Raw genomic sequence first — 15,630 nt, 5'->3', positions numbered from 1 at the left:
AAACAAGGAGTAAAAATGAAATCCAATTATAGGATAGGAATTGATGTTGGCGGCACCAATACCGATGCGGTCATCATGCAAAACGACACGGTACTGGCAGCCACTAAACAGCCGACCACGGCAGACGTCACTTCAGGCATCGAGAATGCGCTCAAAGTGGTGTTGGAACAGTCGGGCGTATCGCACGCTAACATCAGCGGCGTGATGATTGGCACCACCCATTTCACCAATGCGGTGGTTGAACGTAAACACCTGCAAAAAACCGCGGTGATCCGCGTGTGTTTACCGGCCACGTTGAGCGTGCCGCCGTTTGCAGATTGGCCTCAAGACATTCAAACCATGCTTGATGGCGGTTGTTATCTGGTCAAAGGCGGCTACGAATTTGACGGTCGTTTAATTAACCCGCTTGATGAAGCGCACATCAGCCAAATCGCGTTGGAATTAAAGCAAAAAGGCATTAATTCGGTCGCGGTCAGCTGCGTGTTTAGCCCAGTCAACGATGACACTGAATATCGAGTGCGAGATTTGATTCAAGAGCTGCATCCAGAGTGCGATGTGGTGCTGTCTTGCGAAGTGGGACGCATCGGTCTTTTAGAGCGTGAAAACGCTGCGATTCTTAACGCGAGCCTGCGTCAGCTGAGCCGTAAAACCGTGCAAGCCTTTGCTAACGCGCTCAAAGTTTGTGGCCTGAACTGCCCATTTTTCATCACTCAAAATGACGGCACGCTAATGAGCGCCGAATTTGTTGAACGCTACCCAGTGCTGACCTTTGCCAGCGGCCCAACCAATTCTATGCGCGGCGCGGTATTTCTTTCCGGTGAGCAAGACGCGATCGTGGTCGATATCGGTGGCACCACCACAGACGTTGGTTTGGTTCAGCAAGGCTTTCCGCGCCAAGCAGCAATGTCGGTCGATGTTGGCGGCGTGCGCACCAACTTTCGCATGCCAGATATGGTCAGTGTTGGCCTTGGCGGCGGCAGCTTAGTGCGTCAAAAAGCCGCTCAAGCCAAGCCAAACATCACCATCGGCCCAGACAGTGTCGGCTATCAAATCAGCGAAAAAGCTTGGGTGTTTGGCGGCAGTGATCTGACTGCGACCGACATCGCCGTTGCCAGCGGGCGCGCCGAAGTGGGCGATGCCAGCAACGTTGCCAGCCTAGATGCTGAACAGGTTAATCAAGCGCTGGCGGTGATGGATGAAATTATTTTTGATGTGGTGGAGAAAAACCGCCTGTCAGCCGCGCGTATTCCTGTGATTGTCGTCGGTGGTGGCTCGGTCCTTGCGGCCCAGCAAATCGGCGATTTGGAAACCATAAGACCGAACCACTTCTCTGTGGCAAACGCTGTAGGGGCAGCGATTGCACAGGTGAGTGGGGAGGTCGACCGTATTTTCAGCTTAGAAAACATTTCTCGTGACGAGGCGCTGGCACAGGCAAAACAAGCCGCCACCGACAAAGCCATCGAAGCGGGAGCGAAAGCCGATACGGTCGTGTTAGTCGATCAAGAAGATGTTCCGCTCGCGTATTTACCGGGTAATGCCACGCGCATTCGCGTCAAAGTGGTCGGCGAATTGGAGTTTTAATATGCAAGAGTTAACAGAAAAAGACATTCAAGCGATTGAAATTGGTGCCGGCATTTTGGGTACGGGCGGCGGCGGTAACCCGTATTACGGCAAACTGCACGCGATTGCGGAAATGCGCCGCGGCGCCAAAGTACGGCTGATGAGCCTTGGCGAACTTGACGACGATGCGTTGGTGATTTCGGTTGGTAACATCGGTGCGCCAGCGGTGTCGATGGAAAAGATCTGCGAAGGCAACGAAATCGTGCGTGCGGTACGCGCTATCGAAGAAGAAGTTGGACGTAAAGTCGATGCCATTATCGCGGTGGAAATCGGCGGTGCCAACGGCATTCGTCCAGCGGCAATTGCCGCGATCATGGATCTTCCGCTGGTCGATGGCGATGGCATGGGCCGCGCTTTTCCTGAAATGCAGATGACCACGTTCAGTATTTATGGCCACTGCAGTATGCCAGCGGCGATGTCCGATGCCCACGGTAATACGGTGATTTTCAAACATCTGGTCAGCGAGCTGTGGCTTGAGCGTTTAGCGCGCAGTTGCGTGGTGCAGATGGGTGCAGGTGCAGGCATGGTGGAAGCGCCGATGAGCGGTAAGTTCGTCAAGCAATACGCGGTGCCGGGCACAGTTACTCAAGCGCGCAACCTTGGCCTTGCGGTAATGGAAGCCAACAAAGCCAATCTCAACCCGATTGAGCAGATTTGTCGCCAAGAGAACGGCCAAGTGCTGTTTGAAGGCAAGATTGTCGATTTAGAACGCAAAATGGTGGCCGGGTTTACTCGCGGTAACTTGCAGCTGGAAGGCATTGCCAATTTCTCAAATGAGCAAGCGAGCGTCGACATTCAAAACGAAAACCTCATTTTCCGTATCAACGGAGAAGTGAAGTGCAGTGTGCCGGATTTGATCATCATTTTGGATATCGAAACTGGCCATGCGATTACCACCGAAGTGCTGCGTTACGGCCAAAAAGTGGCGGTACTGGGCATTCCGTGTCATCCATTGCTGCGCTCTAGCCGCGCACTTGAAGTGGTTGGTCCTAAAGCGTTTGGTTACCCAGATGTCAGCTATCAACCCTTTGAACAAAATTAACCTAAAAGGAATTTAGTTATGAATTACAAACCGCTTGTTGCTTTGGTCTCTGGGCTTTTAGCTGCTCAGCCTGCGCTGGCAGAAAAATACGATGACCTCACCGCGACCGTCAACTTGATTCAAATTGTAGGCACCATCGACCCGGCTAAAGTCAGTGACTACACCGAATACATGATGGCGGTAAACCTGTATGACGGCCTCACCACCGCTGATACCACAGGTAAAATTCAGCCACTGCTGGCGAAAAGCTGGGATGTGTCGAGCGATGGTAAAACCTTTACTTTCCACTTGCGCGAAGACGCCAAATTCCAAAATGGCGATGAGGTGAAAGCGTCTGACGTGGTCTACTCAGTGCAACGTTTGCTGACCATCAACCAAGGTGTTTCGGGCTTCTTTAAACCATTTTTGGCCGCTGATGGCGTCAGCGCGGTAGACAAACACACGGTGAAATTCGCCCTTAAACAGCCGTCTTCTGCATTTCTTGCAATGACGCCGCTGCTGTTTGTTATCGACCAAAGCGTAGCGCTTGAACATGGCAATGAAGGCAGCAAGTGGTCAGAAGACTACCTTTCTTCTCACTCTTTGGGTACCGGCCCTTACAGCCTTGGCGAATGGCAACGCGGTAGCCGTTTGGTGCTAGAGCGTAATCATGATTACTTCGCAGGTTTCCCACAAAACCCACTCGAGAAAGTGCGTCTTTTGATCACCAAAGATGAGTCAACCATCAAAGCACTAGCCAATAAAGGCGAGCTGGATCTCAGCAGTACATACCAAGCCAGTGAAACCTTGGCGGCGATCGATAAAATTCCGGGTTACCACATTCAAAACCTTGGCACTGCAACTGGCTATTACATTAAGTTTAACAACCAGTTAGCGCCAACTGATGACGTGAACATTCGTAAAGCTATTGCTTTGTCTATCGATTACGATTTGGCCAATACCGAGCTGCACCCAGGTGAGTCGATGGCTGGGCCGTTGGCATCGCTGTTTAAAGACGCGTTTTTAGATGGTTTAGAAGCGCCGCACTTGGACCTTGCTAAAGCGGCAGAGTACGTCAAAAAGTCTAAATATGCAGGGCAAAAAATTCCGCTAACGCTCGGCTATGTCGCCGGCTCTGCGTATGAAGAAGAGATTGCGCTGATGATGCAGGCTAACCTGCAAAGCATTGGTTTTGATGTCAAATTGCAAGCTGACCCTTGGAGCCGCGTGACCGAAATCGCCGCCAAGCCAGAGACGACGCCAAACGTGAACCAAATCTTCTTTGGTCCAACGTACTCATCGCCTCTGTCGGTGTTCTACAACCAATACTCGTCGAAATCAGCCGGTTCTTGGGCATCGATGTCTTGGCTTAACGACAAGCAAGTGGATGAGTGGATCGATCAAGCCAGTACTGAGCTGGATGCCGATAAACGTAACGCCATCTACAAGAAGCTGCAAAAGTACATTGTGGATAACCAAGTCGATGCGTTCTTGCAAACCACGCGTTACCGTCAAGCGGTTAACGACTGTTTGAGCGACATGAAATTCGTACCGATTCAAAGCTTCTACTACGACTTCTCGAAATACAACTGGCTGTGCCGACCAAACCGCAAATAAAGATTGGGTAGCACTAAGCTAAGCGTTAAGTCATAAGCGCCCACAAGGGCGCTTAATCAAGACGCAATTGAAACCGAATGTGAAGTTTCAAATTTAACTCGGGTAATCCCAACAAGGACGGTTGTTTATGACCTTAAAACAGACATTGGAATTTTATGAGCTGTTGGATGACGCGCATATTGATGGCGCGCAAGTCGCCGAGAAGTTCTATGGTCGCGATCATACTAAAGTATCACGTGACAGGGTCACAGGAAGCAAGGGTTTTACCGATGTGCTGAAGATTGAAATTGTCGGCACTCAAGGAAAAGCACAAGGTGGCAGCGCGCCAACCCTTGGTGTGATTGGCCGTTTAGGCGGCATTGGCGCACGTCCTGCGCGCATTGGTTTGGTATCGGATGCCGATGGTGCGATTGCTGCGCTCGCAGTAGCGGACAAACTTGCGACCATGGCGGCCAAAGGCGATCGTTTAGCCGGGGATGTGATCATCACCACTCACATATGCCCCAATGCGCCAGTTCGACCGCACAAGCCGGTGGATTTTATGGACTCGCCAGTCACCACCGCAGAAATTTTAGGTTACGAAGTGGACGAGCGCTGCGACGCAGTGATTTCGATTGATACCACCAAAGGCAACCGCTTTTTAAATCAGCGCGGCGTGGCGATTTCACCAACGGTCAAGCAGGGCTACATTCTTCATCCCGCTGAAGATCTGCTGCGGTTGATGGAATTTGTCAGCGGAGAGCCGGCGCTGTGCTTGCCGCTTTCAACCGCCGACATCACGCCGTATTCCAACAATCTTTATCACATTAACAGCATTATGCAGCCCGCCACCGCGACCGATGCGCCGGTAGTTGGACTTGCCCTGACTACCCAAGTGGCGGTACCAGGCTGCGCCACCGGCGCAAGCCACGAAACCGACATCGCTTATGCAGCGAAGTTTTGTATTGAGGTTGCCAAAGCCTATGGCCGCGGTGAATGTGACTTTTACGACGCCGAGCAATTTAACGGCTTAGTTGCCCATTATGGCTCGATGCAACATTTGGTGACCGACCCAATGCAAGCGTAGTGCAACTTTAGATAGGCCAAAGCCTATCGCAACGATTAACTCCTTTCCTGTGTTATTTGATCCACTTTTTGGATTTCGCCAGTGCCAATAAGGCCTGGCGGTTTTTTATCTGATACTGTTTAAACAGATTTTTAAGGTGAAATTTGACGGTACTTTCACTGATACCGCAATACTGGGCGATCTGCTTATTTGATAAACCTTCGGCCAGACGTTGAATCACTTGCAGCTGTTTGGCACTAAGCTCTTCAATCTCAGTTTGGATGCTGAGCGCTTGATGGCGCAGCTGCCAAGCGCGAGTTGCTTCTTCCAATTGCGTATTCAGATGGCGCTGTTTCTCTTTCTTCCACAACCATTGCACCGCCGCATTGAGCCACTGACTTTCCAACAGCAGTACAAACCAAAATTGCAATCGATAGCAACGCACTAAAAGATCCGCCAGAGGCGACTGCATTTTGCTGTATTCGCGTTTAAACCACAGCAGTTTGATATGCTGAATTTCGCTGGCGATTTCCATCAGCGGCGTGGTTTGAATGCTGTTATCGAGCGGCGCTACGGCGCGTTTTTGTTGATGAATACAAATCAGCCCGACTTGATTGCGCAGCGCCAAATAATGGTGCAGTTCGCGCACATTGGCGCTTAACCTTTCTGGTGTTGCATTTAGCATGTCGAGGTATTTTTGCGCATCCACCCAGCGCTCTTGTTGCTGCAAAATCAAAATGTGCAGCAGAGAGAAAAACACGTTGCCGCTGTCGTCGGTAAAGCTTAATTGGTATTCGTAGCGCAGTTCGTCGTGCAAGCGATACGCGTCATCCATGGAATGTTCGAGCAGCTTGGTACACAGACCAAACAGATGAAACTGCATCAAAAAGTCGGGCCAGATTTCTGAGTGTTTACGTAGGGTGGCGACTTTATCCCACAGCTTGGCAGCTTTTTGCATATTGCCGCTCATCAGCTGGTGAATACCACTCACCAAATCAACAAAGTTTCGCTCAAAGGTGAGGGTCGGGTAGTAACTGACGCGCTTAAGGGCAATGTCGGCTTGCTCGATATTGCTCAGTGCTCGCTCCGGGTAGCCCATGCGCAGGTCAAAGCGTGCTTTATTAAAGTGGCAATAAAAAATCAGGTAGGGAATGTCGTGCTTTTGCGCCAAGGCCAGCTCTTTGTCTTGATAGACCGAGGCTTGAAACCATTCGCCATTATTGGAGTGGGTCACCGATGCTGACGCGTAGTAACTCATCAGCGCACCGTCATGCCCTGCGAGTTCCTTTTCCAGTTGGCGATGCTGAAGAAGTTGCTGCGCAGACGTTTGCGGCGAGAAATAAGCACGCTGCTTACTTTTCATCAGCGCGACGATGCCGCGATCTTCTTGTGATTCAAAATGCCCTGATGAGTCGAGGGATAGCTTTTCAAGAAAATGCTGCGCTTGCAAAAACTGCTGCGATTTAAGCAGCGACAACATGTTCGCCCACGCTAAATGCAGTTCTTGGCTAAGCATGAGTTCAGGAAACAGTGCCAGCACTTTATCCAGCTCTTGAAAGCCGTGGTAATAACCGTACATACCGCCGCCACTGTGTTTAAACCACTGTAGCGCCAAATCGAGGTTATTGGATTCAATCGCGGTCTGAATCGCCTCAAGGCGTTGACCACTTTGCTGATAATGCTTGGAAACAACGCGCATCGCCCCTTGGAACAGTCGCACTTCTTTACTGGCGATCTCTTTGAGTACTGCGCGTAAATAGGGCACGCCAAGGCGCAGTTCGGCAAGGCTATTGAGCTGCACTAGTGGGGCCATGGTTTCGATATTCAGCGGCTCGGCGTGAATGGCGCTCTGTTTCAATACCGGGCAAAACGCCAGCGCGACCAGCAGCCGCTGCTCGTGAAACGGCAACTGCGGCAAAATGCGCGTTTGCATAAAATCGAGCCAAGAGTGGCGAACACGCTGCGCAGCGATATTGTCCCAGTTCGCCACCAATACTGGCCAACCGGCGGTTTGCAGCCACACTTCACTGGCGTTTGCCTCAGGCAGCAAAGCTTGGATTTCGTGCTCAGACATAAACAGTTGCTGCTGCTCTATCACGGTGACTTTTTGATACAACAAGGCTGATGAAAGCCAATGGTTTTCGCCAACCCAACAGGCGGTCATAAACAGGGTTTGACCACGCTGCTCGAGGCTTGGCAAACGATGTAATACTTGCTGAAGGTGTTGTTGAAACGCGCCGCTGACCGGGTCCCAGAAGAGTTCGGCGCCGCTTGGATGGTCGGCAGGCTCGGGCAAGCTGGTGCGAATATCGCGATTTAGATATTGGGCAAGCTGCTTGAGAACCACCGACTTACCACTGCCGGGTAGGCCATTCAGAATCACGATCGGGGTTTTGATCGCGCCTAAGGTGTGGATCAGCGAAAGCCGAGGCTGCATGCGAGTAACTTCCTTGTTAGCAATGAGTCTGATAGGAAGTTATCACGGTAGCGGTGTGTTGTTATAGGTTTTTGGTGAAATATTTGGTGGATTTATAAATGGGAAGTTTATGTAGAGGGTGGGCTTTTGGGGTGGTGTTGGTCTGTATGTTGTTGTTTAGGTGAGTGGGTTTGTATGATGCGCTTTGCGCGCGGCGATTTATTTACTATCTGCGATAGCGCACCAGTTCCTTTTGTTGGCGCAAAAGGAACCAAAAGCGCCTTTCTGTACTCAGGTGTTGTCCGGCCCGGTTTTACGCGTTCCCGACGCGGAAAACCTAAAAATTCATCCATGAATTTTTGCCTATGGTTTGGGTTTCTTGTGTTGTGGTTATTTTGCTGTGGCTTGGTTACGCATTGTTGATGTGAATTGTATGTGTCGATTGCGAGCATTACTCGCCACCGTCATGCCACAAGCTCAGTATGAGCTACCCGGAATCTGGATTTTGGGATAGGAGTTCTATTTTTAAATGTCAATTTCGAGAGTTTTTCTTTTTCATTTCTCTATTTTTTAAAAATCCGGTAACTAGAAATAAAACAGCGATATAAATTGCAAGCGCAATCTTATGATTTATAAGTAGGGCGCCACAGAACATGAACAATAAAGCGAGAATCCGTCGATGAAAACCTTCAGGTTTTTCATAATTATATTGGAGTGTTTCAATAACGGTATCGTCAATAGTTAACGTGCATACATAAATACCTTTGATAATGCTTTGCACTTGAAGATTAACTTTAAACCGCTTCCCATCGAGCTGAAACTCATGAGTTGAATTCCGGTATAAGTTACGCTTGCTGGATATAATGTCACCATTAATTGTGGTTATTTCTTGACCAGAAGCCTTACTGACAGATGCTACTATTTCATACCCTTCTACTGAGAATTCGAAGTTAATAGTATTATTCTCGTTTGATTTCAAATCTATCGCTCCGCTCTAAACTCGCTTTTTTAAAGCTGATATAACGCTTGATATGCGGCGCAAATAGGTTGGTTTTTAAACTTATTGTTGGTTTAAAAAAGGTGAGGGTTTGAATTGGTTTGGCTGGGCGGGTTTGTATGATGCGCTATACCAGCGGCGGTTTATTTACTATCTGCGATAGCGCACCCGTTCCTTTTGTTGGCGCAAAAGGAACCAAAAGCGCCTTTCTGTACTCAGGTGTGGTCCGGCCCGGTTTTACGCGTTCCCGACGCGGAAAACCTAAAAATTCATCCATGAATTTTTGCCTAGTTTAATGGAATTGTTGGCTAACGAGTTTTGGACAAAGTTTCTTGAACGCCATTGTTTCATTCTTTATTTTTCACTTAAGAGGTAATAGTCTACAGAGCCAAATGGTGTCCTATTATCAAACTCAAAATCGACAAACTTAGCACCATCTTTCTCAATGCTAACTTGGGCATCGCTTCTTCCAACTTCCTTTTCCCCTGAAAAGGCTTTGAGAATGAAGCTTCCTTCTACGCCATCTTTTGACAGAATATAAACCGACATTCCTTCTTTCGTACTTGACGTAATTTGTTGAGCACGACTAATTTCTACTTTTGTTGCCGATATATTTGCATCAACTTTGATCTGCTTTTTTGTTAGTGATTCGTCAAACCCTTTTCCAAGCCCAGAAAATACGTTTCCTACGCCTTCAGCGACTGTAGAAGCAACGCCTTCCCCTTGTTCTTTTACAACGCCCCCTACACCTTGTATCAGGTCAACCTTCTCTTGAGCAAGAGCCTCGCCTATTTCTTTAGCAGACCTTTGATCACAAGCTGAAAGAGATAACAGAATCGTCATTGCCACTAAAATTTGTTTCATTCAATGTTCCTTAATATTATTTTTACACCGGAAATCACTCAAAAATAATTCGCGTGGGTTTTAGCCGCTTTTCATGCTTCCTAGAAATATGGTCACCATTCCCATTTGCCGTTTTCTTTGAGTAGCAGCTTACCGTTTTGAATTACGCTTAAAACACCAGTTTCTTTTACAGAGTATGTGACATTGCCATTGTGAAATTCATAACCGATGAATTGGCATGGAGTGACTCGATCTGAACACATGCGATGAAGTGTTGTGCCTTTTAACGTAATCGTATTACCCGTTGATTTTGATTTCCCGGTATAGGTTACGTCATCACAAGTTACATTACCTTCTGCGCAATTTGACTCGATGGAAACGATATAATTATCGGTGACTAAAGTACTGCCAAAAGCGATAGGGCTTATAGCGCAACACAGTGCTAAAGTAATTAATTTATTCATAGTATCTTCCAAATATATATTTTCACTCACTATTAATTAGATAGATGGAGGAGTGCCTGTTGATATCCTCGGTACGTCAAAATCAGTGTAATGCTAGCTATGTTCAATAGCTTTCTCGGCGTTGTTTTAAAGTCCCAAAAGCAAATAATTATTACCCCAATCAGTAATCCGGAAATTGTATATTTTAGGGTGTATAAGGTTATCTCGATGGATGTTAAATATTCTATTATTACTAATATTAAAAGCTCTAGCATTGCTCTTGATGATCTATTGATGTTAAGCGCTAAGATTCAATATGCGACAACTACCAAGCAATCATTTATTTGTTTTCGGTAACAGGTTGAGTAGAGCAGAGTAAATTGATCGTTAAGCCAACTCATTAGGCAAAAATTCAGGACGAATTTTTAGGTTTTCCGCGTCGGGAACGCGTAAAACCGAGCCGAACAGCGTCAAAGATACAAAAGGCATTTCTGGTTACTCTTTGTGCCAGCAAAGAGTGACTGGTGCGCCATCTCAGATGGCAAAGAAATTGGCAACCTTATGGCGCATCATATTAACCAGCTAGTTGCCCGCATCATACAAATCCACTAATGACAAAAACCAAACACTAACCAATAACATTCCTCACAAACCTCACCATTGCCTCGCCTTGATTGCGATAACAATACGGCTGCGAGCTGGCGTATACCACCGATTCGCCAGCCGACAATACTTGAGTGTGATTGGCAAAGCACAGAGTGAGCGAACCTTCGATAACGTGCAGCATTTCATTCCAGCCTTGAGGGTCGGCTTCGGCCTCGTATTGGTCGCCGGGGGCGATAGTCCACATCCAAAGTTCGACTTGATTGGTGTCTTTAAACGAGCAGGAGAGATACGCTTCGCTGCCGGGGCGACTGCCGCGCCAGGCGAGAATATTACGTTTGGTTGCGCGTTCACTGTCAAAAGGGCTCACCAACTGGGCAAAGCTTACGCCAAGCACCGTGGCAATTTGGTCGAGTTTCGACAAACTGATATTCGCGTTGCCAATTTCCAGTGCGGCAATCATGCGCCTGCTGATGCCAGATTGGTCAGCTAACATCTGCTGGCTGAGCTGATGCTTGGCGCGCAGACGCTTTAAATTGGCGGCGACGTGTTCAAGCACTGTCGCGGTTTGAGAGTCAGTCAAAAATATTCCTTGTGCAGTATATTGCACCAATGTGCAGTTTAAGGTAGTTTGTGCATTATATTGCACCGATGAATGCTTAATGACAATGATATCGAAACACAAATTAACTCAAAAACTGGCGGCGAAAGCACCGCACCTTGCGATGGTGTTGGTTACTATGGTGTGGGGAACCACGTATTTGTTGGTTCAACACGGCCTTACCGCAAGCTCGCCAATGTTTTTTGTCGGCTGCCGTTTTGCCGCAGCAGCGTTTGCAATTGGCTTGATTTCATTTAAGCATCTGCAGCATATCACCAAGCAAGACCTCTGCGCGGCGGTGGTGATCGGTTTTTCCATGACCGTCGGTTATGGCGCGCAAACCATTGGTCTTCAAACCATTACCAGCTCAGAATCGGCGTTCTTCACGGCATTATTTGTGCCGTTTGTACCGTTTATTCTCTGGGTTGCGTTTAAAAAAATTCCCCATTTCATGAGCTTGCTGGGAATTGTTTTGGCGTTTATCGGCTTGATCTTTCTTTCAGGTAAACAGTTAACGGCGCTCTCTTTTAACTTTGGCCAATTGGTCACCATTCTTAGCGCATTTGCGGTGGCGTGTGAAATCATCTTGATCAGCCATTTCGCGCCCAAAGTCAATTTGCAACGCGTGACGGCACTGCAACTGCTGTTTGCCTCGATGTTCGCTTTTATCGCCATGCCGATGCTGGGCGAAACCAGCATACCGCCGTTTTCTACCACCTTGGTGACATTGACTGTCGGCCTTGGTATCGCCAGCGCGTTTATTCAATTGGTGATGAACTGGGCACAGCGCGTGGTGGAACCGTCAACGGCATCGGTTATCTACGCCGCAGAACCCGTGTGGGCGGGCATTTTTGGCCGCATGGCCGGAGAAAGGCTTTCACCACTTGCGCTGTTTGGCGGCGCGCTAGTGGTGATGAGTATTTTGCTCAGCGAATATCGGCCCAAACGCAAAACGGCCCGTAAGCCCATCGAACTCGTTGACCGCAACCCATAACTTCAATTTTGTAATTGTTGTGATCGCGCTATGCGTGGTCCATCTAGGTCAATACGCGAGGCAAAAATTCAGGACGAATTTTTAGGTTTTCGGCGTAGGGAACGCCTAAAACCGTGCCGGATAACACCAAAGATACCAAAAGCATTTCTGGTTACTCTTTGTGCCAGCAAAGAGTGACTGGTGCGCTATCGCAGATGACAAAGAAAGCGCAGCAGTATTAGCGCATCATACCATCCCACTCAAACCAAATTTCCACTAAAGCGCTCGCCAACAAAGGGCACTATATTCTAAGCCTACTGAGATTGCTTAATCTGCATGAGTAATCCACGCGCTGCCTCCCGAGGATCATCCGCATGGCAGATTGCCGACACCACGGCAATACCATCCACACCCGTTTGTGCAATCGGCGTGAGCGTCTTGGCGTTAATGCCACCAATCGCCACGATAGGGTGGTGGGTATGCTCAAGGGCCCATTTTAAACCGTCAATTTGCCATTCAAACTTGGTGTCGGTTTTGGTGGCGGTGTTATAGATGGCGCTGAGGCCAATATAATCAATCGCTAGCGCATTAGCGTCGAGTAGCTGTTGGTGACTTTCCACCGATAAGCCAAGGATTTTATTTTCGCCAAGTAGCGCTCTGGCGTTTTCAACTGGCATGTCTTGCTGACCAAGATGCACGCCGTCGGCATCAACTGCGAGGGCAATATCGACGCGATCATTGATGATCAGCGTCACGTTGGTGCCTTGCAGCATTTGCTTAAGGATTTGGGCTTTACGTAAAAAGCGCCGTGTATCGCCGTGCTTTTCACGTATCTGCACCATGGTTACGCCGCCTAACACTGCTTGCTCAACAATAGCTATGAGCTCTGCTTCGGAAATTTGGTCGTCGGTGACGAGGTAAAGTTGATAGTTTGGGGAATGCATCGGTAAAGCCCTAATGTGCGTTAATAGCTAAATGCTGAGTCAGCGCCTTGGCATCGAGGTGATAAAGCGTATCCAGCAAGTTAACTTGCAAACTGCCCGGGCCTTGGCTGATTTTGCTAGCCAATTCTCCGGCGACGCCCATTACTGAGGCAGCGCTAAGGCCAGTATTATCGCCAACGGCGGCAAACGCGCCAGTCAGCGCGCTTAAGCTGCAACCAGTGCCGGTCACATAGGGCATCATCGGCGAGCCATTATGCAAGGTGATGTGGCTTTGATCAGTAAGGATATGGTCAGTGGGCCCAGACACTACTACGTTGGCCTGATAGCGCTCAATCAATTGCCGAGCAGCGTCCACGGCTTGTTCGCTTGAGTCAAGGGCGTCGACGCCTCTGGATTGGGATTTTTGGCCGGCGAGGGCAATGATTTCTGAAGCGTTGCCGCGAATCGTCAGGCGCTTCGCAAGGGCTGAAAATTCGCGCGCGGTTTCGGTTCTAAGCTTGGTAGCGCCGCAACCAACCGGATCTAAAATTACTGGCCTTTGGTAGTGATTGGCTTGTTCAATCGCGTGGCGCATTCGCGTAATCCAGGCACTATCGAGCGTGCCAATATTGACCACCAGAGCGCCGGCAAAGCTCATCATTTCAGCCATCTCTTGCTGTGAGTGAGCCATGATTGGTGATGCACCAATAGCAAGCAGGGCATTAGCACTGTTATTCATCACCACATAGTTGGTCATATTAACCACCAGAGGTTTTTGTTCACGCACTTGATGAAGAGCGTCGATAATATGTTGAATCGTCATTGAAAATTCCTTTCTGATTGAGTCGAAAGCGAGCAGTTACGCGCTGCGGTGCAACGAATAAAAGTGGTCAACTGGCCCATGCCCTTGGCCTATATTCAGCGCATCGGCGCTGCGAATGGCTTCGGTGAGGTAGTTTTTGGCTTGCTGGGCGGCGTCAACTAGGCTGCTTCCTTGCGCCAAATACGAGGCCATTGCCGAGGAAAGCGTGCAACCGGTGCCGTGGGTATTGTGAGTATTGATTCGCTCGCTAGAAAAGGCGTCAACTTGCGCTTTAGAGATTAGCCAATCAATGCTGGCATCCTGTGGTTGCAGGTGCCCGCCTTTAAGCAAAATTGCCTGAGTAGGCAAGGTTTTCAGCGTGTGAGATAGCGCCTCAATATCGCCATTAAAATGACCTGGATTTTCACCAATGAGCGTGAGCGCTTCCGGAATATTTGGTGTGATGACTGAGGCGATAGGCAGCAGATGTTCAATTAAGCTTGTGATGGCGCCGGGCTGGACAAGTAAGTCGCCGCTGGTGGCGACCATCACCGGGTCTAATACGATGTGTTTGGGTTGATACTGTTTGAGCTTTCGCGCCACCAGTTTAATGATCTCAGAACTGGCCAGCATGCCAATTTTGACTGCGACGATATTTAAATCGCTGAATACTGAATCAAGCTGGGCTTCAATTTCAGGCAGTGGAATTGGGAAGATCGATTGCACGCCAAGGGTGTTTTGCGCCGTGATGGCGGTAATCACACAGCAGGCGTAGCTACCCGTCGCCGAAATGGCTTTAATATCGGCTTGGATGCCAGCGCCGCCGCCGCTGTCGCTACCGGCGATGGTCAAAACAATGGGTACTTTGGGCGACAATGTGTTTGCTGAGGGTATCGCTTGGCAAAGATGGCTCATTTTAGCTCCTTACGCATCAGCGATAAGGTGACTAAAAAATGCCTCACGAGAAAGACAGCGATGGCAAAGCACGCCTTCTCAAGACAAGTTGATAGTTCCCTACGCCAGTGCTAACTGAATCAGGTTCAACGGGTCTCGCAGCGCGATCTCAGCTTTTCAGCTCCCCGACTATTTACCCAACGATTCTATCAGAAGCTACTCAAAATTCAGCAACAAAACCGATGCGTTATTTTAGAAAGCAGACCAAGTCTTGGTTATTAGATGAAAACAAATCACAGAGGATAATGAATCTGTTCGTAATAACGAGGCAAAAATTCAAGGATGAATTTTTAGGTTATCGGCGCAGGATGCGCCTATAACCGTGCCGACCAGCGACAAACAAGCAAAAGGCTTTTTTTTGGTTCCTTTTGAGCCAGCAAAAGGAACTGGTGCGCATTCGCAGAACACAAAGAGAGCGGTGCACGTAAAGCGCATCATACAAATCAGCACACACGGAATATCGCCCAAAACACTAGATTGCGGATAACTCATTCTGATTTCCGGAATGACGATGTTTGGTTTACCGAGAGGTATTATTTGCCAAGTTGAGAACAGTAATAAACCCAATCGCTAGGCAAAAATTCAAGGATGAATTTTTAGGTTATCGGCGCAGGACGCGCCTATAACCGTGCCGGCCAGCGGCAAACAAGCAAAAGGCTTTTTGGTTCCTTTTGAGCCAGCAAAAGGAACTGGTGCGCGTTCGCACAGCACAAAGAGATCGGTGCACGTAAAGCGCATCATACAAAACCACAAAACCACAAAACCACAAAAC

15 protein-coding genes and 1 riboswitch are annotated in these 15,630 nt (G+C 48.6%); of the genes, 5 read left to right on the top strand and 10 right to left on the bottom strand.

The features are described 5' to 3' along the window. Positions 1 to 15 precede the first annotated feature (15 nt). The 4 genes from BLS03_RS04595 (at position 16) to BLS03_RS04580 (ending at position 5,324) form a co-directional block, all read left to right on the top strand. On the top strand, positions 16 to 1,581 hold the full coding sequence (locus tag BLS03_RS04595; RefSeq protein WP_093269297.1) for a hydantoinase/oxoprolinase N-terminal domain-containing protein: 1,566 nt from the start codon (positions 16 to 18) through the stop codon (positions 1,579 to 1,581). Position 1,582: 1 nt separating this feature from the next. Then, the gene (locus BLS03_RS04590; protein ID WP_093269294.1) at positions 1,583 to 2,662 is read left to right on the top strand and encodes an S-methyl thiohydantoin desulfurase family protein; all 1,080 of its coding nucleotides are present in this window, start codon (positions 1,583 to 1,585) and stop codon (positions 2,660 to 2,662) included. 18 nt (positions 2,663 to 2,680) lie between these two features. Beyond that, the gene (locus BLS03_RS04585; protein ID WP_093269292.1) at positions 2,681 to 4,258 is read left to right on the top strand and encodes an ABC transporter substrate-binding protein; all 1,578 of its coding nucleotides are present in this window, start codon (positions 2,681 to 2,683) and stop codon (positions 4,256 to 4,258) included. Between the two features lie 127 nt (positions 4,259 to 4,385). Continuing rightward, positions 4,386 to 5,324: a DUF1177 domain-containing protein gene (locus BLS03_RS04580; protein ID WP_093269289.1), complete on the top strand. Its 939-nt coding sequence runs from the start codon at positions 4,386 to 4,388 to the stop codon at positions 5,322 to 5,324. A 52-nt stretch (positions 5,325 to 5,376) separates the two neighbouring features. On the opposite strand, the gene BLS03_RS04575 is transcribed toward BLS03_RS04580, so the two are convergent. The 5 genes from BLS03_RS04575 to BLS03_RS04550 form a co-directional block, all read right to left on the bottom strand. Then, entirely contained in the window at positions 5,377 to 7,740 is a 2,364-nt protein-coding gene (locus BLS03_RS04575; protein WP_093269286.1) for a response regulator transcription factor, read from the bottom strand. A 511-nt stretch (positions 7,741 to 8,251) separates the two neighbouring features. Next, positions 8,252 to 8,698: a hypothetical protein gene (locus tag BLS03_RS04570; RefSeq protein WP_093269283.1), complete on the bottom strand. Its 447-nt coding sequence runs from the start codon at positions 8,696 to 8,698 to the stop codon at positions 8,252 to 8,254. 372 nt (positions 8,699 to 9,070) lie between these two features. After that, on the bottom strand, positions 9,071 to 9,580 hold the full coding sequence (locus BLS03_RS04565) for a hypothetical protein (RefSeq protein ID WP_093269280.1): 510 nt from the start codon (positions 9,578 to 9,580) through the stop codon (positions 9,071 to 9,073). Between the two features lie 92 nt (positions 9,581 to 9,672). Further along, the gene (locus BLS03_RS04560) at positions 9,673 to 10,023 is read right to left on the bottom strand and encodes a hypothetical protein (RefSeq protein WP_093269278.1); all 351 of its coding nucleotides are present in this window, start codon (positions 10,021 to 10,023) and stop codon (positions 9,673 to 9,675) included. A 607-nt stretch (positions 10,024 to 10,630) separates the two neighbouring features. After that, complete coding sequence (locus tag BLS03_RS04550) at positions 10,631 to 11,188, bottom strand: helix-turn-helix domain-containing protein (protein WP_218121983.1); 558 nt, start codon at positions 11,186 to 11,188, stop codon at positions 10,631 to 10,633. Positions 11,189 to 11,267: 79 nt separating this feature from the next. Here BLS03_RS04550 and BLS03_RS04545 point away from each other — a divergent pair, with 79 nt between their 5' ends. Then, complete coding sequence (locus BLS03_RS04545) at positions 11,268 to 12,200, top strand: DMT family transporter (RefSeq protein ID WP_218121982.1); 933 nt, start codon at positions 11,268 to 11,270, stop codon at positions 12,198 to 12,200. A gap of 293 nt (positions 12,201 to 12,493) precedes the next feature. On the opposite strand, the gene thiE is transcribed toward BLS03_RS04545, so the two are convergent. The 5 genes from thiE to BLS03_RS25810 all read right to left on the bottom strand — a co-directional run. Further along, a complete protein-coding gene (thiE, locus tag BLS03_RS04540; protein WP_093269272.1) occupies positions 12,494 to 13,123 on the bottom strand; it encodes a thiamine phosphate synthase in 630 nt (209 codons plus the stop codon). Between the two features lie 10 nt (positions 13,124 to 13,133). Continuing rightward, the gene (gene thiM / locus BLS03_RS04535) at positions 13,134 to 13,925 is read right to left on the bottom strand and encodes a hydroxyethylthiazole kinase (RefSeq protein WP_093269269.1); all 792 of its coding nucleotides are present in this window, start codon (positions 13,923 to 13,925) and stop codon (positions 13,134 to 13,136) included. Positions 13,926 to 13,961: 36 nt separating this feature from the next. Continuing rightward, positions 13,962 to 14,819, bottom strand: a complete 858-nt coding sequence (gene thiD, locus BLS03_RS04530; RefSeq protein WP_093269267.1) for a bifunctional hydroxymethylpyrimidine kinase/phosphomethylpyrimidine kinase — start codon at positions 14,817 to 14,819, stop codon at positions 13,962 to 13,964. 79 nt (positions 14,820 to 14,898) lie between these two features. Further along, positions 14,899 to 14,996, bottom strand: a riboswitch (TPP riboswitch). A 138-nt stretch (positions 14,997 to 15,134) separates the two neighbouring features. Next, complete coding sequence (locus BLS03_RS04525; RefSeq protein ID WP_093269264.1) at positions 15,135 to 15,350, bottom strand: hypothetical protein; 216 nt, start codon at positions 15,348 to 15,350, stop codon at positions 15,135 to 15,137. Between the two features lie 90 nt (positions 15,351 to 15,440). Then, on the bottom strand, positions 15,441 to 15,630 hold a 190-nt coding region (locus BLS03_RS25810; protein ID WP_218121996.1), incomplete at its 5' end, for a hypothetical protein.

This window comes from Vibrio xiamenensis (assembly GCF_900100015.1).
Lineage (GTDB): Bacteria > Pseudomonadota > Gammaproteobacteria > Enterobacterales > Vibrionaceae > Vibrio > Vibrio xiamenensis.
The sequence above is the reverse complement of the archived record's forward strand: the minus strand, read 5'-3'. Positions and strand labels throughout refer to the sequence as shown.

What these genes read in the sequence shown, in the direction of transcription:
- thiD (WP_093269267.1), bottom strand. Translation starts at nt 14,819, where the DNA reads ATGAGCCATCTTTGCCAAGCGATACCCTCAGCAAACACATTGTCGCCC.
- BLS03_RS04565 (WP_093269280.1), bottom strand. Translation starts at nt 9,580, where the DNA reads ATGAAACAAATTTTAGTGGCAATGACGATTCTGTTATCTCTTTCAGCT.
- thiE (WP_093269272.1), bottom strand. Translation starts at nt 13,123, where the DNA reads ATGCATTCCCCAAACTATCAACTTTACCTCGTCACCGACGACCAAATT.
- BLS03_RS04545 (WP_218121982.1), top strand. Translation starts at nt 11,268, where the DNA reads ATGACAATGATATCGAAACACAAATTAACTCAAAAACTGGCGGCGAAA.
- BLS03_RS04595 (WP_093269297.1), top strand. Translation starts at nt 16, where the DNA reads ATGAAATCCAATTATAGGATAGGAATTGATGTTGGCGGCACCAATACC.
- BLS03_RS04575 (WP_093269286.1), bottom strand. Translation starts at nt 7,740, where the DNA reads ATGCAGCCTCGGCTTTCGCTGATCCACACCTTAGGCGCGATCAAAACC.
- BLS03_RS04580 (WP_093269289.1), top strand. Translation starts at nt 4,386, where the DNA reads ATGACCTTAAAACAGACATTGGAATTTTATGAGCTGTTGGATGACGCG.
- BLS03_RS04525 (WP_093269264.1), bottom strand. Translation starts at nt 15,350, where the DNA reads ATGAGTTATCCGCAATCTAGTGTTTTGGGCGATATTCCGTGTGTGCTG.
- thiM (WP_093269269.1), bottom strand. Translation starts at nt 13,925, where the DNA reads ATGACGATTCAACATATTATCGACGCTCTTCATCAAGTGCGTGAACAA.
- BLS03_RS04585 (WP_093269292.1), top strand. Translation starts at nt 2,681, where the DNA reads ATGAATTACAAACCGCTTGTTGCTTTGGTCTCTGGGCTTTTAGCTGCT.
- BLS03_RS04560 (WP_093269278.1), bottom strand. Translation starts at nt 10,023, where the DNA reads ATGAATAAATTAATTACTTTAGCACTGTGTTGCGCTATAAGCCCTATC.
- BLS03_RS04590 (WP_093269294.1), top strand. Translation starts at nt 1,583, where the DNA reads ATGCAAGAGTTAACAGAAAAAGACATTCAAGCGATTGAAATTGGTGCC.